The 23,283-nt window shown below is 70.0% G+C and carries 18 protein-coding genes; 10 read left to right on the forward strand and 8 right to left on the reverse strand.

What is annotated here, in order from left to right; translation table 11 throughout:
* Positions 1-32: 32 nt before the first annotated feature.
* From K7C20_RS28435 to K7C20_RS28470, 8 genes are all read left to right on the forward strand, one after another.
* A complete protein-coding gene (locus K7C20_RS28435) occupies positions 33-956 on the forward strand; it encodes a carbohydrate ABC transporter permease (RefSeq protein WP_030076965.1) in 924 nt (307 codons plus the stop codon).
* Positions 956-1,921, forward strand: a complete 966-nt coding sequence (locus tag K7C20_RS28440) for a carbohydrate ABC transporter permease (protein WP_030076963.1) — start codon at positions 956-958, stop codon at positions 1,919-1,921. The genes K7C20_RS28435 and K7C20_RS28440 overlap by 1 nt, the downstream gene beginning before the upstream one ends.
* A gap of 323 nt (positions 1,922-2,244) precedes the next feature.
* A complete protein-coding gene (locus K7C20_RS28445; RefSeq protein WP_030076961.1) occupies positions 2,245-3,444 on the forward strand; it encodes an ROK family transcriptional regulator in 1,200 nt (399 codons plus the stop codon).
* A 140-nt stretch (positions 3,445-3,584) separates the two neighbouring features.
* On the forward strand, positions 3,585-4,679 hold the full coding sequence (locus K7C20_RS28450; protein ID WP_030076959.1) for a substrate-binding domain-containing protein: 1,095 nt from the start codon (positions 3,585-3,587) through the stop codon (positions 4,677-4,679).
* A gap of 283 nt (positions 4,680-4,962) precedes the next feature.
* Positions 4,963-5,763 carry an ATP-binding cassette domain-containing protein gene (locus tag K7C20_RS28455; RefSeq protein WP_078953526.1) on the forward strand — a complete coding sequence of 267 codons (801 nt, stop codon included), beginning with the start codon at positions 4,963-4,965 and terminating at the stop codon, positions 5,761-5,763.
* A complete protein-coding gene (locus tag K7C20_RS28460; protein WP_053210190.1) occupies positions 5,760-7,073 on the forward strand; it encodes a sugar ABC transporter permease in 1,314 nt (437 codons plus the stop codon). The genes K7C20_RS28455 and K7C20_RS28460 overlap by 4 nt, the downstream gene beginning before the upstream one ends.
* Positions 7,074-7,289: 216 nt before the next feature.
* Positions 7,290-9,239: a 1-deoxy-D-xylulose-5-phosphate synthase gene (gene dxs / locus K7C20_RS28465; protein WP_030076951.1), complete on the forward strand. Its 1,950-nt coding sequence runs from the start codon at positions 7,290-7,292 to the stop codon at positions 9,237-9,239.
* A gap of 196 nt (positions 9,240-9,435) precedes the next feature.
* On the forward strand, positions 9,436-10,962 hold the full coding sequence (locus tag K7C20_RS28470) for an amino acid permease (protein WP_048828859.1): 1,527 nt from the start codon (positions 9,436-9,438) through the stop codon (positions 10,960-10,962).
* 183 nt (positions 10,963-11,145) lie between these two features.
* Here K7C20_RS28470 and K7C20_RS28475 read toward each other — a convergent pair whose 3' ends face one another.
* From K7C20_RS28475 to K7C20_RS28485, 3 genes are all read right to left on the reverse strand, one after another.
* Positions 11,146-11,538 (reverse strand): PIN domain-containing protein, encoded by a 393-nt coding sequence (locus tag K7C20_RS28475; protein WP_030076947.1) that lies wholly within the window; start codon positions 11,536-11,538, stop codon positions 11,146-11,148.
* A 145-nt stretch (positions 11,539-11,683) separates the two neighbouring features.
* Entirely contained in the window at positions 11,684-13,816 is a 2,133-nt protein-coding gene (locus K7C20_RS28480; RefSeq protein ID WP_030076945.1) for a 3-hydroxyacyl-CoA dehydrogenase NAD-binding domain-containing protein, read from the reverse strand.
* Complete coding sequence (locus K7C20_RS28485) at positions 13,813-15,039, reverse strand: thiolase family protein (protein ID WP_053210191.1); 1,227 nt, start codon at positions 15,037-15,039, stop codon at positions 13,813-13,815. Before K7C20_RS28485 ends, K7C20_RS28480 begins: the two co-directional genes overlap by 4 nt.
* 248 nt (positions 15,040-15,287) lie before the next feature.
* On the opposite strand from K7C20_RS28485, the gene K7C20_RS28490 reads away from it, so the two are divergent.
* Complete coding sequence (locus K7C20_RS28490; RefSeq protein WP_245171729.1) at positions 15,288-15,980, forward strand: PepSY domain-containing protein; 693 nt, start codon at positions 15,288-15,290, stop codon at positions 15,978-15,980.
* A gap of 161 nt (positions 15,981-16,141) precedes the next feature.
* On the opposite strand, the gene K7C20_RS28495 is transcribed toward K7C20_RS28490, so the two are convergent.
* The 3 genes from K7C20_RS28495 to K7C20_RS28505 form a co-directional block, all read right to left on the reverse strand.
* Entirely contained in the window at positions 16,142-17,416 is a 1,275-nt protein-coding gene (locus tag K7C20_RS28495; RefSeq protein ID WP_078953527.1) for an HRDC domain-containing protein, read from the reverse strand.
* Between the two features lie 77 nt (positions 17,417-17,493).
* Positions 17,494-18,156 carry a response regulator transcription factor gene (locus tag K7C20_RS28500; RefSeq protein WP_018536954.1) on the reverse strand — a complete coding sequence of 221 codons (663 nt, stop codon included), beginning with the start codon at positions 18,154-18,156 and terminating at the stop codon, positions 17,494-17,496.
* Positions 18,157-18,496: 340 nt separating this feature from the next.
* The gene (locus K7C20_RS28505; RefSeq protein WP_030081658.1) at positions 18,497-19,153 is read right to left on the reverse strand and encodes a DUF3000 domain-containing protein; all 657 of its coding nucleotides are present in this window, start codon (positions 19,151-19,153) and stop codon (positions 18,497-18,499) included.
* A 147-nt stretch (positions 19,154-19,300) separates the two neighbouring features.
* Here K7C20_RS28505 and hemE point away from each other — a divergent pair, with 147 nt between their 5' ends.
* The gene (gene hemE / locus K7C20_RS28510; RefSeq protein WP_053210193.1) at positions 19,301-20,368 is read left to right on the forward strand and encodes a uroporphyrinogen decarboxylase; all 1,068 of its coding nucleotides are present in this window, start codon (positions 19,301-19,303) and stop codon (positions 20,366-20,368) included.
* A gap of 64 nt (positions 20,369-20,432) precedes the next feature.
* Here the strand turns inward: hemE and K7C20_RS28515 are convergent, their stop codons facing one another.
* Together K7C20_RS28515 and K7C20_RS28520 are read right to left on the reverse strand one after the other, a co-directional pair.
* Positions 20,433-21,815, reverse strand: a complete 1,383-nt coding sequence (locus tag K7C20_RS28515; RefSeq protein ID WP_053210194.1) for an FAD-dependent oxidoreductase — start codon at positions 21,813-21,815, stop codon at positions 20,433-20,435.
* Between the two features lie 82 nt (positions 21,816-21,897).
* Positions 21,898-23,094: a thiolase family protein gene (locus tag K7C20_RS28520; protein ID WP_053210195.1), complete on the reverse strand. Its 1,197-nt coding sequence runs from the start codon at positions 23,092-23,094 to the stop codon at positions 21,898-21,900.
* Between the last annotated feature and the right edge of the window lie 189 nt (positions 23,095-23,283).

Raw genomic sequence — 23,283 nt, forward strand, 5'->3', positions numbered from 1 at the left:
GTGGCAACGCAGGGAGAGAACGGTCGGTAGTCATGAAACACGGTAAGTACCGTTTCATCGCGGGATTCTTGGTCCTCCCGCTGGCGATTTACGCGATCTTCGTGATCTCGCCGTTCGTGCAGGCCATTTACTACTCCTTCACGGACTGGACCGGACTGAGTCCGGACATGAAGATGGTCGGCTTCGACAACTATGCGCGCCTCTTCAAGGACGATGTCTTCTGGTCGGCCGTGGGCAACAGTGTGACGCTGTTGCTGCTCCTGCCGGTGGTGACGCTCTCGCTCGGGATCTTCTTCGCCTTTATGCTCAACGTCGGTGGCCGTCGCCGGAAGAAGGCGGTCATCGGCGGTGTGCGCGGCTCGGGCACCTATAAAATTCTCTACTTCTTCCCGCAGGTGCTGTCGGTCCCGATCGTGGCGCTGCTGTTCCAGTTCGCCTACAACCCGGAGAGCGGTGCGCTCAACGCCTTCTTCCAGGCGATCGGGCTCGGCAATGTGCAGCCGGACTGGCTGGGCGATCCGCAGATCGCGCTGTGGTGCGTCATGGCCGCGATGGTGTGGGCCAATGTCGGCTTCTATGTCGTGCTCTTCTCCGCCGGTATGAGCTCCATTCCGAAGGACTTCTACGAGGCCGCGCTGCTGGACGGCGCGAACCGCTTCAACACGTTCTTCCGGATCACCCTGCCGCTGTTGTGGGACACCGTCCAGACCGGCTGGATCTATATGGGCATCCTCGCCCTGGACGTTTCGGCCTTCGCGTTCGTGCAGATCATGAGTGTCGGTCCGGGCGGCCCGGACTATTCGACCGAGGTCCTTCCGCTGTACGTGTACCAGAAGACCTTCCGCGACGGTCAGGCCGGATACGCGACGGCCATCGGCGTTTCCCTGCTGATCGTGACCCTCGTCTTCTCGGCCATCGTGATGCGGCTGGGGCGACGCGAGCGACTGGAGTTCTGATGAGTGCGCAGACGGATCCCGCGGATCTCCCGGGTGTGACGAAGGAGCAGGAGCCCTCCCCGGCCGCCGCGCGGGTGCCCGGCCGGCGCGGCGGGACGGGCGGGACGGGCGGCGCCCGCTCCGCCCGCGGAAGCAGCGAGGGAAAGACCCTCAACGTCTTCTCGCACGGAGTCCTGGTGATCTGGGGCCTCTTGGTCACCATGCCGCTGCTGTGGGCGGTGGTGAGCTCCTTCAAGGACGACACCGAGATCTTCGGCTCGCCCTGGGGGCTCCCGTCGGTCCTGCACTTCGACAACTGGTCACGCGCCTGGGACAAGGCGAACATGGGCCAGTACTTTCTCAACTCGCTGATCGTCGTGGGTGGTTCGCTGATCGGCACGATGCTGCTGGGAGCGATGGCGGCGTATGTGCTGGCCCGGTTCGACTTCCCGGGCAACCGCTTCCTCTACTTCCTGTTCGTGGGAGGGATGGGCTTCCCGGTCATCCTGGCGCTGGTCCCGCTGTTCTTCGTCATGAAGAACATGGCGCTGCTGGACACCTACCACGGTCTGATCCTGGTCTATATCGCCTACTCACTGCCGTTCACGGTGTTCTTCCTCAGCGGTTTCTTCAAGACGCTGCCCACGTCGGTGGCCGAGGCGGCACTCATCGACGGCGCCTCGCACACCCGCACCTTCTTCCAGGTGATGCTGCCGATGGCCAAGCCCGGCCTGATCAGCGTCGGGATCTTCAACTTCCTCGGACAGTGGAATCAGTACCTGCTGCCGACGGTGCTGAACGTCGGGGACCCGGACAAGAAGATGCTGACCCAGGGCCTGGTGGCGCTGGCGGTGAGCCAGGGTTACAAGGGGGACTGGTCCGGTCTGTTCGCGGGGCTGACGATCGCGATGCTGCCGGTGCTCGCCGCGTACATCATCTTCCAGCGGCAGGTGGTGGCCGGCCTGACCGCCGGTGCACTCAAGTAGGGGAGCGGCCGGTCCGGGGAGCCCGTACGCCGGCCGACGGTCGGCGATGGATTTGCGCCACGTCGCGTACTGCCGGGTAGGTGCCGCAGGGCGGCCCCGCCGCGGCACAGCCGCGCCACGGGCTCCCCGGAGGGGCCGCTTCCTGATCATGTGTGGGCTCAACGCCTTGACGAGACTTCCCGGCTGGAGTTCTGCTTAGGGTTCACATGTTGAATCGAGGGCCGTCCCACAAAGGTGTGGGTGCGGCCGGTGGGCGGTCGTTGTGCCTCCCCCCAGTCACCACTGGGAGGTACCCCCGGCCCCAGACGGGAGTGGATGAGTCGATGGAGACTCCGGGGTCGCAGTCCTCGCTGCACCGGGCCAATCTGGAGCGGGTCGTACGTGCGGTGCGTATGGCGGGCTCCCTCACGCAGGCGGAGATCGCCCGGAGCACGGGGCTGTCCGCGGCCACCGTTTCCAACATCGTTCGCGAGTTGAAGGATGGCGGGACCGTTGAGGTGACGCCGACCTCGGCGGGCGGGCGGCGGGCGCGCAGCGTCTCGCTCTCCGGCGATGCGGGCATCGTCGTAGGGGTCGATTTCGGGCACTCCCATCTGCGCGTGGCGGTCGGCAACCTCGCCCACCAGGTGCTCGCCGAGGAGGCCGAGCCGATCGATGTGGACGCCTCCGCGGCGGAGGGCTTCGACCGGGCGGAACAGCTGGTCAACCGCTTGATCACGGCGACCGGCCTCGACGCGGGCAAGGTCATCGGCGTCGGCCTGGGCGTCCCGGGACCCATCGACGTCGAGTCCGGGACGCTCGGCTCGACGGCGATCCTGCCGGGCTGGTCGGGTACGAACCCCAGCCAGGAGCTGTCCGGGCGCCTCGGCGTGCCCGTCTATGTCGACAATGACGCCAACCTCGGCGCGTTGGGCGAGCTGGTGTGGGGCGGTGGCCGCGGGGCCGCCGACCTGGCGTACATCAAGGTCGCCAGCGGTGTCGGCGCCGGTCTGGTGATCAGCGGGCAGATCTACCGCGGGCCGGGCGGCACGGCGGGCGAGATCGGGCACATCACGCTGGACGAGTCCGGTCCGGTGTGCCGCTGCGGCAACCGCGGCTGCCTGGAGACCTTCACCGCGGCCCGGTACGTCCTTCCGCTGCTCCAGCCGAGCCACGGCCCCGATCTGACCATGGCGCGAGTGGTGCAGCTGGCCCGCGAGGGCGACCCGGGCTGCCGGCGGGTCATTGCGGACGTCGGCCGTCATATCGGCAGTGGTGTGGCAAATCTGTGCAATCTACTCAATCCCAGCAGGGTGGTGCTCGGCGGTGATCTCGCCGAGGCCGGTGAGCTGGTCCTGGCGCCGATCCGTGAATCGGTGTCGCGGTACGCGATCCCCAGCGCCGCACGGCAGTTGGGGATCGTCCCCGGCACGCTCGGGGGCCGTGCGGAGGTGCTGGGCGCGCTGGCGCTGGTGCTGAGCGAGATGGGCGATTCGACCCTGCTCGACGGTGCGCGGGCCGCCGACGCGCCGGCCCTGGCATGAGCGCTCTGAGTTCACACAGCTAACGCATGGCACCGTTGTCATCTCGTTAAGGATTTACTCCTTGACGGTCGGCTGGCGGCCGAGTTGACTTCCAGCCACCTCGGCCGCAACGACGCGGCCTCGTCAGGGAGGCAACCCAAATGAACGTTTGGACGCGTCGCGTCGTCATAGGCACCGCCGCCGTCTCGATGGCGCTCTCCGTGGCCGCGTGTGGCAAGGCCGGCGACGGCGCCAAGGCGGGCGGCGGCGACAACAAGACCATCGGCCTGTTGCTGCCGGAGAACAAGACCACGCGCTACGAGACCTTCGACCGCCCGCTGATGGAGGCGAAGATCCATGAGCTGTGCAGCGACTGCAAGGTCAAGTACAACAACGCGGCGCAGGAGACCGAGAACCAGAAGAAGCAGTTCGACGCGCTGATCACCCAGGGCGTCAAGGTGATCATTCTGGACTCCGTCGACTACAAGGCGACCAAGTCCTGGGTGAACCAGGCCGCCAAGAAGGGCGTCAAGGTCGTCGCCTACGACCGGCTGGCCGAGGGCAACATCTCCGCCTACGTGTCCTACGACAACGAGAAGATCGGCCGCCTCCAGGGCCAGGCGCTGGTCAAGGCGCTCGGCGACAAGGCCAAGGACAGCAATGTCGTCATGATCAACGGCTCGCCGACCGACCCGAACATGCCGTTCTTCAAGAAGGGCGCCCACAGCGTCCTCGACAAGCAGGTCAAGAAGGTCGCGTACGAGCAGGACATCCCCGACTGGTCGCCGGACGAGGCCAACAAGAAGATGGGCGCGGCCCTCGACTCGCTCGGCAAGGACGGCTTCCAGGGCGTCTACTCCGGCAACGACGGCATGGCCGGCGGCATCATCACCGCGCTCAAGCAGAAGGGCGTCAAGGTCCCGGTCGGCGGCCAGGACGCCGAGCTCGCGGGTCTTCAGCGGGTCCTCAAGGGCGACCAGGCCTTCACGATCTACAAGCAGATCAAGCCGCAGGCCGACTCCACCGCCGAGATCGCCGTCAAGCTGCTCAAGGGCGAGAAGATCGACTCCCTGACGCCCACCAAGGTCGACAGCCTCAGCGGCGAGGTCAAGGGCATCCCGGCCAAGCTCTACGACGCGCAGATCGTGACCGAGAACAACATCGCGTCCACGATCATCAAGGACAAGGTCTACAAGGCGAGCCAGATCTGCACCGGCGACGTCAAGAAGGCCTGTAAGGCGGCCGGCATCAAGTAAGGCCCGGCATCAAGTAAGTCCCCGGCCTGTCGGCCACAGCTCTCCGGCCACAGCTCCGGCCACAGCTCTCTTCTTCCGGCCTTCGGGCCCCAGGTCCTCCTCCGGGCCTCCGGGGCCCGGGCTCCCGGCCAGGCGCGGCCGCACGGCCCCGCCCGCGGCCCCCGGCCCGGTCCCTACCCCGCCCGGCCTCACCCCGTCCCGGGCGCGGACGCCGGGCCGTTCCTCGCAAGCCCCCCTTGCTCCACGCACCACCATCCCCGCCGTTGTGACGGCGGCGAAGGAGATGATTCACGTGTCCGCTACGCCTGTGCTGGCGTTGCGCGGAGTCTCCAAGAGGTTCGGCGCCGTCCAAGCACTCACGGACGTCACCCTGGAGATCCACCCCGGTGAGGTGGTCGCCCTTGTCGGCGACAACGGCGCCGGCAAGTCCACCCTGGTCAAGACCATCTCGGGCGTCCATCCGGTCGACGACGGCGCCATCGAATGGGAGGGCACGGCGGTACGCATCAGCAAGCCGCACGACGCCCAGGAACTCGGCGTCGCCACCGTCTACCAGGACCTCGCGCTCTGCGACAACCTCGATGTCGTCGCCAACCTCTACCTCGGCAACGAGATCCGCACCGCGGGTGTCCTCGACGAGATCGCGATGGAGAAGCGCGCCAAGGAGCTGCTGGACACCCTGTCCATCCGCATCCCCAGTGTCCGTATCCCCGTCGCCGCGCTCTCCGGCGGTCAGCGGCAGGTCGTCGCGATCGCCCGCGCGCTGATCGGCGACCCCAAGGTCGTCATCCTCGACGAGCCCACCGCCGCCCTCGGCGTCGAGCAGACCGCCCAGGTCCTCGACCTCGTCGAGCGGCTGCGCGAGCGTGAGCTCGGCGTCATCCTCATCAGCCACAACATGGCCGATGTGCAGGCCGTCGCGGACCGGGTCGCGGTGCTGCGGCTGGGCCGCAACAACGGTGTCTTCGACGTCGAGGGCACCTCCCACGAAGAGATCATCGCCGCCATCACCGGCGCCTCGGACAACGCCGTGACCCGCCGCAAGGCGCGTACGGACCAGGTGAAGAAAGAGGTCGGGGCATGAGTGATCTCACCAAGCAGCCCCCCGCCCAGGACGAGGCCGCCCCGGCCGCCCCCGCCGCCCCGGCCGCGGACGTCGCCCAGCCGGCCGCCATCGACCCCCGCCTGCTCGTCCGCGAACAGGGCTTCGCCGGCTACCTCAACGACTTCAAGCGCCGGGTGCGCGGTGGTGAGCTCGGATCGCTGCCGGTCGTCATCGGCCTGATCGTCATCGCGATCGTCTTCCAGCTCAAGAACAGCAGCTTCCTGTCCGCGGACAGCCTCGCGAACATCGGTGTCTACACCTCCGGCCTCGGCATCATGGCCGTCGGCATCGTCTTCGTGCTGCTGCTCGGCGAGATCGATCTGTCCGTCGGCTCGGTGGCGGGCGTCGGCGCGGCCGTGTGGGCCGTGCTCAGCGTCACCCATGGCGTCAACGACTGGCTCGCGGTCCTGATCGCCATCGTTGCCGGTGTGGTCATCGGTGCCCTGCACGGGTTCTTTTTCGCCAAGATCGGTGTGCCCGCCTTCGTCGTCACGCTGGCCGGTTTCCTCGGCTGGAGCGGTCTCCAGATCTGGATGATGGGCAAGGAAGGCTCCATCAACACGCCGAGCGGCAGTGTGGTGGAGAACCTCACCGGCTACTACTTCGAGGACAAGGCCGCGGCCTACGGTCTCGCGCTGATCGCGGTCCTCGCGTACGCCGGATCGCTGCTGCTGGACAGCAAGCGCCGCAAGGCCGCCGCGCTGCCGTCCCGGCCGCTCAGCGAGATCCTGCTGCGCACCGGCGTGGTCGCGGTGATGGCCTTCGTCGTCGCCTATGTCCTGAACGAGCCGGCCGGCGCCCGCGGTCTGCCGCTGGCCCTGGTGCTGTTCCTCGCGGTGCTGGTCATCGCCGACTTCGTGGTGCGCCGCACCACGTACGGACGGCAGATCTTCGCGGTCGGCGGCAACGCCGAGGCGGCGCGCCGGGCCGGTATCAATGTGAACAAGATCCGGATCAGCGTCTTCGCCATCTCGGGCATGCTCGCCGCCTTCGGCGGACTGTTCATCGCCAGCCTCTCCGGTGGTGCCACCAAGAACCTGGGCTCCGGCAACACGCTGATGAACGTCATCGCGGCGGCCGTCATCGGCGGCACCAGCCTCTTCGGCGGCCGCGGCAAGATCTGGTCCGCGCTGCTGGGCATGCTGGTCATCCAGTCGATCCAGCAGGGCCTGAACCTGCTCGGCATGGCCAGCGAGATCCAGTACATGATCACCGGTGCGGTGCTGCTCGCCGCCGTGGTGATCGACTCGGTCTCCCGCCGGACGCAGAAGACAGCCGGACGCACCTGACCGATTGTCGTCGTACGACGGCACCGGCCCCCACCGGGCATGATCCGGTGGGGGCCGGTCCGCGTGCGGCGCCGTCCCCGGCGCGGCGCGCCACAGCCCGTCTCACCCGAGTGACATACATCGCAAGGCCCGGGCGTCGGCGCGGCGGACGCGACATTAGACTCATCTGATCGGCAAGCTCGATCCACGGCAGCAAGCAGCAGCAAGGAGGCAGGGGTGGCGTTGCTTTCCCGTATCAGGGGACCGCGCGATCTGGACCGACTGGGCCCGGAGCAGCTCGAGCAGCTGGCGGGGGAGATCCGTACCTTCCTTGTCGACGCGGTGTCCAAGACCGGCGGACACCTCGGGCCGAACCTCGGCGTGGTCGAGCTGACCATCGCCCTGCACCGTGTCTTCGACTCCCCGAAGGACAAGGTGCTCTTCGACACCGGGCACCAGTCCTACGTCCACAAGCTGCTCACCGGTCGTCAGGACTTCTCCAAGCTCAAGGCGAAGGGCGGCCTGTCCGGCTACCCCTCCCGCGCCGAGTCCGAGCACGACGTCATCGAGAACAGCCACGCCTCCACGGTGCTCGGCTGGGCCGAGGGCATCGCGAAGGCCAACGAGGTGCGCGGTTCGGACAACCGGGTCGCCGCCGTCATCGGTGACGGCGCGCTGACCGGCGGCATGGCCTGGGAGGCGCTCAACAACATCGCCGCCGCCAAGGACCGCCCGCTCGTCATCGTCGTCAACGACAACGAGCGCTCCTACGCGCCGACCATCGGCGGCCTCGCCAACCACCTGGCGACCCTTCGCACCACGGACGGCTACGAGCGTTTCCTGGCCCGTGGCAAGGACCTGCTGGAGCGGACGCCGGTCGTCGGCAGGCCGCTCTACGAGACCCTGCACGGCGCCAAGAAGGGCCTGAAGGACTTCATCGCCCCGCAGGGCATGTTCGAGGACCTGGGCCTCAAGTACGTCGGCCCGATCGACGGCCATGACATCGAGGCGCTGGAATCCGCCCTGACGCGCGCCAAGCGCTTCGGCGGCCCGGTCATCGTCCACTGCCTCACCGAGAAGGGCCGCGGCTACCAGCCCGCCCTCCAGGACGAGGCGGACCGCTTCCACGCCGTCGGCAAGATCCACCCCGACACCGGCCTGCCCATCTCCTCGGGCGGCAAGGACTGGACGTCCGTCTTCGGTGACGAGATGGTCGAGCTCGGCAAGGAGCGCAAGGACATCGTCGCCATCACGGCGGCCATGCTCCAGCCCGTCGGACTGGAGAAGTTCGCCAAGGCCTTCCCCGACCGCGTCTACGACGTCGGCATCGCCGAGCAGCACGCGGCGGTCTCCGCGGCGGGCATGGCCACCGGCGGCCTGCACCCGGTCTTCGCCGTCTACGCCACCTTCCTCAACCGCGCCTTCGACCAGGTGCTGATGGACGTGGCGCTGCACAAGTGCGGCGTCACCTTCGTGCTGGACCGGGCCGGTGTCACGGGCACCGACGGTGCCTCGCACAACGGCATGTGGGACATGTCGATCCTTCAGGTCGTGCCCGGTCTGCGGATCGCCGCGCCGCGCGACGCCGACCAGGTGCGCGCCCAGCTGCGCGAGGCCGTCGAGGTCGATGACGCGCCCACCGTGGTGCGTTACTCCAAGGGCGCGGTCGGCCCGGCCGTCGAGGCCGTCGGCCGGGTGGGCGGCATGGACGTGCTGCGCGAGCCCGCCGAGTCCGTCAAGCGGCCGGATGTCCTCCTGGTCTCCGTGGGCGCGCTCGCCCCGATGTGCCTGGAGATCGCCGACCTCCTCGACAAGCAGGGCATCTCCACCACCGTCGTCGACCCGCGCTGGGTCAAGCCGGTCGACGAGGCGCTGCCGGGCCTCGCCGCGAAGCACCGGGTCGTGGTCACCGTCGAGGACAACATCCGTTCCGGCGGCGTCGGTTCGGCGGTCGCGCAGGCCCTGCGGGACGCCGGTGTGGACCTGCCGCTGCGCGACTTCGGCATCCCCGAGCGGTTCCTCGACCACGCCTCCCGCAAGGAGGTCATGGCGGAGATCGGGCTCACCGCGCCGGACATCGCCCGTCAGGTGACCGGTCTGGTCTCCAAGATCGACGGCCGGTACGACGACGCCGAGCCGGTCGGCGCCAAGGGCGCGGCCGAGCCGGCCGAGGTCGCCCGCGACTGATTCCCCAGACGGCACCGATGGGCCGGCCGGTCATCCGTACGGATGTTCCGCCCGGCCCATCGGCATAGGCGCCGTCACACCCCATCGGGTGAATCCCCGCCCCCTGGAGGCCCGCCGAAGCTGACTGTTTCCCGACATTGCGGAGACTCGGTCAGTTCAGGAGAGTTGCGAGGGTCGTCCAGGCGGAGGTTCGCCCATGAGCACACAGCACGGCACACCACACGATTCGCGCCGCAGTCGCGGCATGTTCCGGACGAAGACTGTAGAGCAGTCGATCCTGGACACCGAGGAGCCGGAGCACACGCTCAGAAAATCTCTTTCGGTGCTCGATCTCACCGTTTTCGGTGTCGGTGTCGTGATCGGCACCGGCATTTTCGTCCTCACCGGCAAAATCGCCAAGGAGCAGGCCGGGCCTTCGGTCGCACTGTCCTTCGTCGTCGCGGGCGTGGTCTGTGCGCTGGCGGCCCTGTGTTACGCGGAGTTCGCCTCCACCGTGCCGGTCGCCGGATCGGCCTACACCTTCTCGTACGCCTCGCTCGGCGAGCTGCCGGCCTGGATCATCGGCTGGGACCTGGTCCTGGAACTTGCCCTGGGCTGCGCGGTGGTCGCCGTCGGCTGGTCCGGCTACATCCGCTCCCTGCTGGACTCCGCCGGGCTGCACCTGCCCGCCGGGCTCTCCGGCACCCACGAGGGGCACTTCGGCTTCGATCTGCTCGCCACCATCCTCGTGCTGGTGCTGACCGGCATCCTGGTGCTCGGGATGAAACTGTCCTCACGGGTGACGGCAGTGGTCGTCGGGATCAAGGTCACCGTCGTCCTGCTGGTCATCATCGCCGGTGCCTTTCTCATCAACGGCGCCAACTACGAGCCGTTCATCCCGCCCAGCCGGCCCAGTGAGACCGGCGGCGGACTGGCCGCGCCGCTGTCGCAGCTGATTTTCGGCTTCAGCCCGTCCCACTTCGGGACCATGGGCATCTTCGCCGCGGCGGCCGTGGTCTTCTTCGCCTTCATCGGCTTCGACATCGTGGCCACCGCCGCCGAGGAGACCCGGCACCCGCAGCGTGATGTGCCACGCGGCATCCTCGGCTCGCTGGCCATCTGCACCGTTCTCTATGTGGCCGTGTCGGTGGTCGTCACCGGCATGCAGAAGTACAGCAAACTCTCCACCGACGCCCCGCTCGCCGATGCCTTCAAGGATCTCGGGCAGCCCTTCTTCGCGGGCGTGATCAGCTTCGGCGCCGCCGTCGGCCTGACCTCGGTCTGCATGATCCTGCTGCTCGGCCAGAGCCGGGTGTTCTTCGCGATGAGCCGCGACGGGCTGCTGCCGCGGATCTTTTCACGCGCCCACCCCCGCTTCGGGACCCCTTACCGGTCGACCATCGTGCTGGGTGTCGTCGTCGCCGTCGTCGCCGGCTTCACCTCGATCGACGAACTCGCCGAGCTGGTCAACATCGGCACTCTGTTCGCGTTCGTCGTGGTCGCCGTCGGCGTGGTCCTGCTCCGCCGCTCCCGGCCCGATCTGCATCGTTCCTTCCGTACCCCGTGGGTGCCGGTGGTGCCGGCGCTGTCCGTGCTCGCCTCGGTGTGGCTGATGCTCAATCTGCCCGCGGAGACCTGGGTCCGGTTCGCGATCTGGATGGTCATCGGGTTCGGCGTCTACTTCCTGTACGGGCGCTCGCACAGCCGCCTGGGCATCCGCAACCGGCAGACCGGCAAGGACTGACACGCCCGGCCGTACGCCCGCCGGGACTTCCGGCCGACTGCCCCGTATGCCGCGACGAGGCGGTGTACGGGGCAGCCGGCGGCCGTCCCTCGGCTGCCTCGGCATTCCGCCGCCCGTCCAGTAGCCGGCCCGCAGAGACGGCCGCCCAGCACCCGCCGCCCCCCCGCACGCCGGCGGAGGGTCCTACGCCTCGCCGTGCCCCCGGCCCCACACCGCCCGCGGTCCCGTCACCCGGGCTCCCAGCGCCTGGACCCGCTCCCGCAGCTCGCGGTCCGCGGTGACCACCACACAGTCCCGGTCGCCGCACTCCGCGGCCACCAGCTGCACGATCCGGTCGTCGCCGCTGCCGCTCGCGGGCACCACCCGTACGCCCTCGACGGATTCGACCCCGCGCGCCGCGCCCTCCACCACCAGGACCACCTCGACGGGCGGCGGCACCAGCCCCGGCAGCCCCTTGTCGGCGTACTGGGGCAGCGCGTCGCGCAGCCGCTCCGCCGCGCCGTGCCGGTCCCGCCACCAGCCGTCGGGCACCGAGCCGACGACGTTCGCGGCATCGACAATGACCATGGAATCCATGCCGCCACTGTCCCACGCCGGGGGGCGGCGCCGTTCGCGTGGTCAGGACCGGCCGGGACGGGTGGGCCGGGCCGCTCCTGACACACGAAGGCGCGGGCCGGCTCCGCCGAGCCGGCCCGCGCTTTCCGTCCTCAGTGCTGCGCCCTTACGCGGGCACGCTCGCCACGCCCGGGGCCAGGAACTTCTTGCCCCGCACCCGCTCGGAGACACCCGCGCGGTCCAGGTACGGCGTGATGCCGCCCAGGTGGAAGGGCCAGCCGGCGCCGGTGATCAGGCACAGGTCGATGTCCTGCGCCTCGGCGACCACACCCTCGTCCAGCATCAGGCCGATCTCCTGCGCCACCGCGTCCAGGACGCGGTCGCGGACCTGCTCCTCCGTCAGCACCGAGTCGCCCTGCTTGAGGAGCGCGGCGACCTCGGGGTCCAGCTCCGGCTTGCCGGAGTCGTAGACGTAGAAGCCGCGCTTGCCGGCCTCGACGACGGCCTTCAGGTTGGGGGAGACCGTGAAGCGGTCCGGGAAGGAGCGGTTCAGGGTCTCCGACACGTGCAGACCGATCGCCGGGCCGACCAGCTCCAGCAGCACCAGCGGCGACATCGGCAGACCGAGCGGCTCGATGGCCTTCTCGGCGGTCTCGACCGGGGTGCCCTCGTCGATGACGTTCTGAATCTCGCCCATGAAGCGGGTCAGGATGCGGTTGACGACGAACGCCGGGGCGTCCTTCACCAGCACCGCGGTCTTCTTCAGCTTCTTGGCGACACCGAAGGCCGTGGCCAGCGAGGCGTCGTCGGTCTTCTCACCGCGGACGATCTCCAGCAGCGGCAGGATCGCGACCGGGTTGAAGAAGTGGAAGCCGACGACCCGCTCGGGGTGCTTGAGCTTCGAGGCCATCTCGGAGACCGACAGCGAGGAGGTGTTGGTGGCGAGGATCGCGTGCGCCGGGGCGACGGCCTCCACCTCCGCGAACACCTGCTGCTTGACGCCGATCTCCTCGAAGACGGCCTCGATGATGAAGTCGGCGTCGGAGAAGCCCTCGGCCTTGTCGAGGACGCCGGAGACCAGGGCCTTGAGGCGGTTGGCCTTGTCCTGGTTGATCCGGCCCTTGCCGAGCAGCTTGTCGATCTCGGCGTGGACGTAGCCCACACCCTTGTCGACGCGCTCCTGGTCGATGTCGGTCAGCACGACCGGCACCTCCAGGCGGCGCAGGAACAGCAGTGCCAGCTGCGAGGCCATCAGGCCGGCGCCGACGACACCGACCTTGCTGACCGGGCGCGCCAGGCTCTTGTCCGGCGCACCGGCGGGCCGCTTGGCACGCTTCTGCACCAGGTTGAACGAGTAGATACCGGCGCGGAGTTCGCCACCCATGATCAGGTCGGCGAGCGCCTGGTCCTCGGCGTCGAAACCGGCCTGGAGGTCCCCGCTCTTGGCGGCGGCGATGATGTCCAGCGCCCGGTAGGCGGCCGGGGCGGCGCCGTGCACCTTGCCGTCGGCGATGAACCGGCCCTTGGCAACGGCCTGGTCCCAGGCCTCGCCACGGTCGATCTCGGCGCGCTCGACGGCCACGTCGCCCTTGAGGACGTTCGCGGTCCAGATCAGCGACTGCTCCAGGAAGTCCGCGCCCTCGAAGATCGCGTCCGCGATGCCGAGGTCGAAGACCTGCTTGCCCTTGAGCTGCTTGTTCTGGTTGAGCGAGTTCTCGATGATGACCGAGACGGCCTTCTCCGCACCGATGAGGTTCGGCAGCAGCGCACAGCCGCCCCAGCCCGGGACGAGACCGAGGAAGACCTCGGGCAGCGAGAAGGCCGGCAGCGCCTTGGAGACGGTGCGGTAGGAGCAGTGCAGACCGACCTCGACGCCGCCGCCCATCGCGGCACCGTTGTAGTAGGCGAAGGTCGGTACGGGGAGCCCGGAGAGCCGCTTGAAGACCTCGTGGCCGCCCTTGCCGATGGCCAGCGCGTCCTCGTGCCGCCCCAGCAGCTCGACGCCCTTGAGGTCGGCGCCGACGGCGAAGATGAACGGCTTGCCGGTGATGCCGACGCCGACGATGCCGCCGTCCGCGGCCTCCTTCTCGACCTGATCGATCGCGGCGTTGAGGTTCGCGAGCGAGCCGGGACCGAAGGTGGTCGGCTTGGTGTGGTCGAAGCCGTTGTCCAGCGTGATCAGCGCGAACTTGCCCGCGCCGTACGGCAGATCGAGGTGGCGGACGTGCGCCTGGGTGACGACCTCGTCCGGGAACAGCTCGGCCGCACCCTTCAGAAGCTCGGTGGTGGGGGTGCTCACTTGCTGCCTCCGGCGTCCTTGTGGTTCGGGTTCTCCCAGATGACCGTCGCGCCCATGCCGAAGCCGACGCACATGGTGGTCAGGCCGTAGCGGACCTCCGGCTGCTCCTCGAACTGCCGGGCCAGCTGCGTCATCAGCCGGACACCGGAGGAGGCCAGCGGGTGACCGAAGGCGATGGCGCCGCCGTACTGGTTGACGCGCGCGTCGTCGTCGGCGATGCCGTAGTGGTCGAGGAAGGCGAGCACCTGCACGGCGAACGCCTCGTTGACCTCGAACAGGTCGATGTCACCGATGCCGAGGCCCGCCTTGGCGAGGGCCTTCTCGGTGGCCGGGATCGGGCCGTAGCCCATGACCTCGGGCTCGACGCCCGCGAAGGCGTAGGAGACCAGGCGCATCTTGACCGGGAGGTCGTTCTCCCGCGCGAAGTCCTCGGAGGCGAGGATCGAGGCGGTGGCGCCGTCGTTGAGACCCGCGGCGTTGCCGGCCGTGACGCGGCCGTGCGCGCGGAACGGCGTCTTCAGGCCGGTGAGGTTCTCCAGGGTCGTCCCCGGACGCATCGGCTCGTCGGCGGTCACCAGGCCCCAGCCGGTCTCGCCGACCTCCGCGTTGGTGTTGCGCACCGAGATCGGTACCAGATCCTGCTGGATCTTGCCGTTCGCGTACGCCTTCGCCGCCTTCTCCTGCGAGCGCACGGCGTACTCGTCGGCGCGCTGCTTGGTGATGTGCGGGTAGCGGTCGTGGAGGTTCTCCGCGGTCATGCCCATGAACAGGGCGGACTCGTCGACGAGCTTCTCGCTGACGAACCGCGGGTTCGGGTCGACGGCCTCGCCCATGGGGTGGCGGCCCATGTGCTCGACACCGCCGGCGATGACGGCGTCGTACGCACCGAAGGCGATGGAGCCGGCGGTGGCGGTGACGGCGGTCAGCGCACCGGCACACATGCGGTCGATGGAGTAACCGGGCACGGACTGCGGCAGGCCGGCGAGGATGCCGGCCGTACGGCCGAGGGTCAGGCCCTGGTCACCGATCTGGGTGGTGGCGGCGATGGCGACCTCGTCGATCTTCGCGGGGTCCAGGGCCGGGTTGCGGCGCAGCAGCTCCCGGATGGCCTTCACGACGAGATCGTCGGCGCGGGTCTCGTGGTAGATGCCCTTCGGGCCCGCCTTGCCGAACGGGGTGCGGACGCCGTCTACGAAGACGACGTCCCTAGCGGTACGAGGCACGTTGGCTCTCCTCCAGGTGCGGGATGGCACTGCTGCGGGGCGCCCCGGGGGACGCTTCACACCGACATGCTACTTACGGGTAACCAAGCTGCACACCCCCACCGCCCGGAGCGGTGAAGGTCACACCGGATGGATGTGCCGCTCACCCCTCTCCCGACCGGTTCCCGGCGGTGAACCGCCGATCGAAAACGACCGATTGCCGCCGAGTCTTGGTGCAATTCATCCCATTACGCACTTAAAGTGCCCATATGGATACGAACAGGAGTGGTGTCGTGATCCGGCGCGGGCGTCCGGCGGGGCCGCGCGCGATCGGTCTGGTCTGCGCCGTCGCCGCCGCGGGTGCGCTGCTGTCGGGCTGCGGGAAGAGCGACAAGGCCGACACGGGAAGCCCCGGCGCGGTCCCCTCGCGGGCGGTACCCGCCTCCGCCCCCGCATCGCCGAGCGGCTCGCTCAGCGAGGACCGCGCCCGGCGAAAGGCCCTGATCCCCAAGGCCAAGGTGGACTACGAGCAGGCGCTGAAGGCGGGGGTCGCGGCCGTCCCCGCCTCGGAGGCGATCGCCGCGGAGCTCAAGGGGTCGCCCGACGCCCCCTATTGGAGCACCGTGGTCGCGACCGACGACGGGACGGTGTCCGCCGTCCGCGTCGATGCCGTCTCCGGAAAGGCGGACCAGCCGCACACCCAGTCCGACGACCCCGACGACAAGAAGCAACTGGCCGCCCGGCTGTCCACGGCCAAGGTCACGGCCCAGCAGGCCGCGAAGACGGCCACCGAGAAGACGAAGGGCACCGTCACCACCATCGGACTCGGCGACGCCGACAACGGGGGCGACAAGGCGGCCTGGACCGTGGGCGTCGTGACCTCCGACGACTGGAACCAGACGATGTACGAGATCGACGCGGCCACCGGCAAGGTCCTGTCGATGCACGTCAGCGAGGACTGAGCCCCGCCGCACGGACTGCCCCGGCGCCCTCCTCCCGTCCGGGAGAGGGCGCCGGTCCCGTGCCGTGCCGCGACGACGGGAAGAACATCCCGCCGTCACGGCGGCCGGCTACCGCGACGGGGCATGCGGCGCGGCATACGGGAGCCGGGCCGCTACCGGCGTCAGTCGGTGTCCGTCAGCAGCGCCTCGGTGAGGAGCGGCGCGACCTGCTCGATCTGCCAGGGGCGGGCGCCGTGGCCCGTCAGCACCTCGGCGACCGACTCCCGGGTCGGCTCGGCCGGCGGTTCCCAGCACAGCCGGCGCACCGTGTCCGGAGTGATCAGATTCTCCTGCGGGAGATTCAGGCTCTCGGCGAGCGAGGTGACCGCGGCGCGGGCGGCCGACAGCCGGGCCGCGGCGGCCGGGTCCTTGTCGGCCCAGGCGCGCGGCGGCGGCGGCCCGTTGAGCGGCTGGCCGGGCTGCGGCAGCTCGCTCTCGGACAGCGTGCGCGCGCGGTCGACGGCGGCCTGCCACTGCTCCAGCTGCCGGCGGCCCATGCGGTGGCCGAAACCGGGCAGTGCGGCCAGCGCATGGCTGTTCGCCGGCAGGTTCAGCGCCGCCTCGACGATCGCGGCGTCACCGAGCACCTTGCCGGGTGAGACATCGCGCCGCTGGGCCACCTGGTCACGGGCCGTCCACAGCTCCCGTACGACCGCCATCTGGCGGCGCCGGCGGACCTTGTGCATGCCGGAGGTGCGGCGCCAGGGGTCCTTGCGGGGCGGCGGCGGGGGAGCGGCGGCGATCGCCGCGAACTCCTGCCGGGCCCACTCCAGCTTCCCTTGCTGCGTCAGCTCCTCCTCCAGTGCGTCGCGCAGATCCACCAGCAGCTCGACATCGAGCGCGGCATAGCGCAGCCACGGCTCGGGCAGCGGACGGGTGGACCAGTCGACGGCGGAGTGGCCCTTCTCCAGAGCGAAGCCGAGAACGTTCTCGACCATGGCACCCAGGCCGACCCGGGCGAAGCCGGCCAGCCGGCCGGCCAGCTCGGTGTCGAACAGCCGGGTGGGCACCATCCCTATGTCACGCAGGCACGGAAGGTCCTGGGTGGCGGCGTGCAGTACCCACTCGGCGTCGCCGATCGCCTCGCCCAGCGCCGACAGGTCGGGGCAGCCGACCGGGTCGATCAGCACGCTGCCGGCACCTTCGCGGCGCAGCTGTACGAGGTAGGCGCGCTGGCCGTAGCGGTAGCCCGAGGCCCGCTCGGCGTCGACGGCCACCGGGCCCGTACCGGCCGCGAAGGCGGCCACGATCTCGGCGAGTGCCTCGTCCGTGGCGGTCACCGGGGGGATGCCCTCGCGGGGCTCCAGGAGAGGGACCGGCGCCGGTCGGGAATCCGGAGGCGAGTCTCCGGTCGCTCGCAGTGTCGTGTCTGCTGCGGTCTTTTGGGCGTCGGTCACCAGTCAAGGGTATCTGTGTATGCACGTCGCCCGTCGAGGGAACGTTCCCTCGACGGGCGAGCCGGTCGAATGAAGGGTCAGTGAATGATGCCGGTGCGCAGTGCCACCGCCACCATTCCGGCCCGGTCACCGGTGCCGAGCTTGCGTGCGATGCGGGCCAAGTGGCTCTTCACGGTCAGTGCCGACAGCCCCATCGAGACGCCGATGGCCTTGTTGGACTGGCCCTCCGCCACCAGCCGCAACACCTCGACCTCGCGGCCCGACAGCTCCCGGTAGCCGCCGGGGTGGCCGGGGGCGCCCGGAGGGCGGCGCTGCATACGGGCCGCGTTGGCGCCGATCGGCGAGGTGCCGGGGCGGCCGGGAAGGCCCAGGTTGGTGCGGGTACCGGTGACGACATAGCCCTTGACGCCGCCGGCCAGGGCGTTGCGTACGGCGCCGATGTCGTCGGCCGCGGACAGCGCGAGGCCGTTGGGCCATCCCGCCGCCCGGGTCTCGGACAGAAGCGTGAGGCCGGAGCCGTCTGGAAGGTGGACGTCGGCAACGCAGATGTCGCGCGGGTTGCCGACGCGGGGACGGGCCTCCGCGATGGACGACGCCTCGATCACGTCACGCACTCCGAGAGCCCACAGATGGCGGGTGACGGTGGAGCGGACGCGAGGGTCGGCCACGACGACCATGGCCGTCGGCTTGTTCGGGCGGTAGGCGACCAGGCTCGAAGGTTGCTCGAGGAGAACAGACACCGGGCCTCCTGGGGGGAGTGGCGGGGACGGAAGCCGACTTGGGGGAGCCGGAATGATCCGTGTTTGAAGGGTCACTGACCTCTTCGGCAGCAATCCGGCGGGACTTTAGACTTTGATCACGATTTAGTTAGGGGCAATTCGGGCAAATCGGATGCGTGATCGATCAGAGGTGAGCACTCGGTGCGCACCGAGATGATCAAAGTCGTACGCGCCGTCACGCGGATCGCATGCGGCGGGTGGCGGCGCGGTGATCATGGCGTGGGCCGGGCGTGAACTATCACCGGGACCGGCTCTGCACAAACATGATCACCGCGGCTCGGGCCGCAAGGAAAAGCGCAGCTCAGCGGGGCTGTGCGCCGCGACGCTGCGGCAGCGGGACGATCCCGCCGCGCGGCGTCATGTCGAGCGTGGCCGGCGGCAGGCCCGCGACCTGGCACAGCAGATCGCACCACGCCGACAGATGCACCGCCAGCTCCGGCACTCCGCCGGGCCCTTCGGCCGGTGTCCATGACGCCCGGATCTCGATCTGCGTCGCGGGCTCGCGCGCCGCGAGCCCGCCGAAGTAGTGCGAGCCGGCGCGGGTCACGGTCCCGCTCGGTGCGCCGTAGCGCACCCCGCGCGCATCCAGCGCACCCGTGAGCCAGGACCACGACACCTCCGGCAACAGCGGATCGGCGCCCATCTCCGGCTCCAGCTCCGCCCGTGCCAGCGTCACCACCCGGAAGGTGCCCTGCCAGGTGTCGTCGCCGGCCGGGTTGTGCAGCACCACCAGCCGGCCGTCCGCCAGATCCTTGTCCTCGCCGTCCGGACCGGATCCGCGCTCGACGACCGCTGCCTCCAGCGCATACGCATACGGCGCGAGCCGTTTCGGAGCGGGCGTCGGGTCGATCTCGATCTCCGGCCGCAGTCGTGCCGCGCGGAGCGCCTCGACCGCCTGACGGAAGGGGATCGGGGCCTCGTCCGCGCTGTCCGCGAGGTGTTCGTGAGCCGCAGCCATGCCCGGAAGATTAGGCGGAACCGGGCCCGCATACGGGGAGGACACCCGGTGCGCGCGTCGCCCATTCGGAGGCGCCCCCGGGCGCATGCGGAGATATCGGCCACCTGGCCAATTCGGCGGGGATGCCGTCGTGCGAAGATTTGGGGCGTGAGCGCCAACGAATGCCCCACGGGCCAGCAGCAGACCGGTACGCACGACTCGGCCTTCCTCAAGGCATGCCGGCGTGAGCCGGTGCCGCACACGCCGGTGTGGTTCATGCGTCAGGCGGGGCGCTCACTCCCCGAGTACCGCAAGGTCCGCGAGGGCATCGCGATGCTCGACTCCTGCATGCGGCCCGAACTGGTCACCGAGATCACGCTCCAGCCCGTGCGCCGCCACAACGTCGACGCCGCCATCTACTTCAGCGACATCGTCGTCCCCCTCAAGGCCATCGGTATCGACCTCGACATCAAGCCCGGTGTCGGCCCGGTCGTCGAGAACCCGATCCGCACCCGCGCGGACCTGGAGCAGCTGCGCACCCTCGAGCCCGGTGACGTCTCGTACGTCACCGAGGCCATCGGGATGCTGGTCCGCGAGCTGGGCGGCACGCCGCTGATCGGCTTCGCCGGCGCGCCCTTCACGCTCGCCAGCTACCTCGTCGAGGGCGGCCCGTCGCGCAACCACGAGCGCACCAAGGCCCTCATGTACGGCGACCCGCAGCTGTGGGCCGACCTGCTGGACCGCCTCGCCGACATCACCGCCGCCTTCCTCAAGGTCCAGATCGAGGCCGGGGCGAGCGCCGTCCAGCTCTTCGACTCCTGGGTCGGCGCACTCTCGCCGGCCGACTACCGCCGCTCCGTGATGCCCGCCTCCACCAAGGTCTTCCAGGCGGTCGAGGGCTATGGCGTCCCGCGGATCCACTTCGGCGTCGGCACCGGCGAACTCCTCGGCCTGCTGGGCGAGGCGGGCGCGGATGTCGTCGGCGTCGACTGGCGGGTGCCGCTGGACGAGGCGGCCCGCCGCGTCGGTGCCGGCAAGGCGTTGCAGGGCAACATCGACCCGGCCGTGCTCTTCGCGCCCCGCGAGGCCGTCGAGACCAAGGCCCGTGAGGTCCTCGACGCGGCCGCCGGCCTGGAAGGCCACATCTTCAACCTCGGCCACGGCGTACTGCCCTCCACCGACCCGGACGCGCTGACCCGCCTCGTCGAATACGTCCACACGCAGACGGCCCGCTGAGCGGAACCGGAGGGCCACGGCCGGACCGGGACGGGAGACAGGAAGGGCCTGCGGTGCCGGACCGTCAGGCCCCGGCGTCCCGTACGGCAGCCGTGGCCTTGCGGGCCGCTACCAGGACGGGGTCCCAGACCGGCGAGAACGGCGGGGCGTAGCCGAGGTCGAGGGCGGTCATCCGCTCCACGGTCATTCCGGCCGTCAGCGCGACGGCCGCGACGTCCACCCGCTTGCCCGCACCCTCACGGCCGACGATCTGCACTCCCAGCAGCCGGCCCGTACGGCGCTCGGCGAGCATCTTGACGTGCATCGGGCGGGCGCCGGGGTAGTAGCCGGCGCGGTTGGTGGCCTCGACGGTCACCGTCACGAAGCGCAGACCGGCGGCGTGCGCCTGGCGTTCCAGCAGTCCCGTCCGGGCGATCTCCAGATCACAGACCTTGCTGACGGCCGTGCCGACGACACCGGGGAAGGTCGCATAGCCGCCGCCCACATTGGCGCCGATGACCTGCCCGTGCTTGTTGGCATGGGTGCCCAGCGCGATATGGCGCAGCTGCCCGGAGACCAGGTCGAGGACCTCGACACAGTCGCCGCCCGCCCAGATGTGCTCCTGGCCGCGGACCCGCATCCCGAGGTCGGTGAGCAGCCCGCCGGACTCGCCCAGCGGCAGCCCGGCCGCGGCGGCGAGCGTGGTCTCGGGGCGTACGCCCAGGCCCAGCACGACCACGTCCGCCGGGTACTCGGCATCCTCCGTGGTGACCGCGCGGGCCCTGCCGTCCCCGTCGGTCAGCACGCCGGTGACGGTCGCCCCGCGCACCGTCTCGATGCCCATCGCGCACATCACCTCATGGACGAGCGCGCCCATGTCCGGGTCGAGGGTGGACATGGGCTGTGCGCTCTGCTCCAGGACGGTGACCTCGTAGTCGCGGCGGATCAGTGCCTCGGCCATCTCCACACCGATGTAGCCGGCACCCACGACGACCGCCCGCCTGCCCGGCGAGGCGTCCAGGGAGTCCAGCAGCGCCCGGCCGTCGTCGAGGGTCTGCACGCCGTGCACACCGGGTGCGTCGATCCCCGGGAGGTCGGGGCGGCGCGGGCGGGCGCCGGTCGCCAGCACCAGCTTGTCGAAGCCGGTCCATGACTCCCGGCCGCCGTTGTCCAGCTCCCGGGTGCGCACCCGGCCGCGTTCCAGGTCGAGTTCGGTGACCTCGTGGCGCATCCGCAGATCGATGTCCCGGGCGCGGTGCTCCTCCGGCGTCCGGGCGATCAGTGCGTCCGGGCCGTCGACCTCGCCGCCCACCCAGTAGGGGATGCCGCAGGCGGAGTACGAGGCGAAATGGCTGCGCTCGAACGCGGTGATCGCCAGCTCGCCGGGCTTCCTCAGCCGGCGTGCCTGCGAGGCGGCCGCCATCCCCGCCGCATCGCCCCCGACGATCACCAACTGCTCCGCCGCCATGCCGTGGCTCCTTCGTCGTATGCATGCTCCGCCGTGCCGCTTCGCACGGTTCGCCCGTCAGCCGGGCCACCCTCTGGGGGCCTCAGCGCTCCAGGACCAGCGCCAGCCCCTGCCCCACGCCGATGCACAGCGCGGCGAGCCCCGTACCCGAGCCCAGGGCGGCGAGCTGGTGGGCCACCGCCCCCGCGAGACGGGCTCCGGAGGCTCCCAGCGGGTGGCCGATGGCGATGGCGCCGCCGCGCGGATTCACCACGGCCGGGTCCAGCTCGGGCCACTGTCCGATGCAGCCCAACGCCTGGGCCGCGAACGCCTCGTTGAGCTCGAACGTCGCCACCTCGTCGAAGCCCCGCCCGGACCGCTCCAGCGCGCGCCGCACCGCCTCCACCGGCCCCAGGCCGAACAGCTGCGGCTCGACGCCGGTCACGGCACTCGCGCCGATACGGGCCAGCGGTTCGCGCCCCGTGGCCCGCAGCCCCTCCTCGTCGACCAGCAGCAGCGCGGCCGCACCATCGTTGAGCGGTGAGGAGTTCCCGGCGGTGACCGTGCCGCCCGCCGTACGGAACACCGGCTTCAGCTTGGACAGCGACTCCAGGGAGGACGCCTCCCGGATCGTCTCGTCCCGCACGAGCTCCACGTCCGGCAGTGGCACGACCTCCGCGTAGTAGGCGCCCTCCTGCCAGGCGCGGACCGCCTTCTGGTGGCTGGCCAGCGCGAAGACGTCCTGCTGCTCGCGGGTGATGCCGTGCTGGTCGGCGATCAGCTCGGCGCCCTCGCCCAGCGCGACGGTCCACTCCGGGGCCATCCGTGGATTGACCATGCGCCAGCCCAGCGTCGAGGAGAACATCTCCTGATGGCCCGCGGGGAAGGCGCGTTCGGCCTTGCGCAGCACATAGGGCGCACGGCTCATCGACTCCACACCGCCCGCCACCGCGATATGCGCATCGCCGTGCGCAATGGCGCGGGCCGCCTGGATGACCGCCTCCAGACCGGACCCGCACAGCCGGTTCACGGTCACGCCGGGGACGGTCACCGGCAGCCCGGCGAGGAGTACCGCCATCCGCGCCACATTGCGGTTGTCCTCGCCCGCGCCGTTCGCGTCGCCGAAACAGACGTCGTCGATCCGCGCCGGATCGAGGTCCGGGGTGCGGTTCACCAGGGCCTTGACCACATGGGCCGCGAGATCGTCCGGCCGGATCGCGGCCAGCGCGCCGCCGTACTTGCCGACGGGGGTCCGTACGGCGTCGACGATGTACACATCCCGTACGCGTGGGTCGGTCATCAGGCCCTGTCCTCGCTGTCCCGGTTCGACGGTCGGCGGGCGGTACGAAGATCGCCACCCGCCGACCAAGAGTCTTTGCCCGCCGCTGCCCGCTGTCAACGGGGCTCCCGGTCACCTTGCCCGGCCGCCGCGGACGTTGCGCGGAGCGTGATCCGGTCCCGGTCCGGCCGGTGTGCTCTGAGAGAGTGG

It is taken from the genome of Streptomyces decoyicus, assembly GCF_019880305.1.
Classification (GTDB): Bacteria; Actinomycetota; Actinomycetes; order Streptomycetales; family Streptomycetaceae; genus Streptomyces; species Streptomyces decoyicus.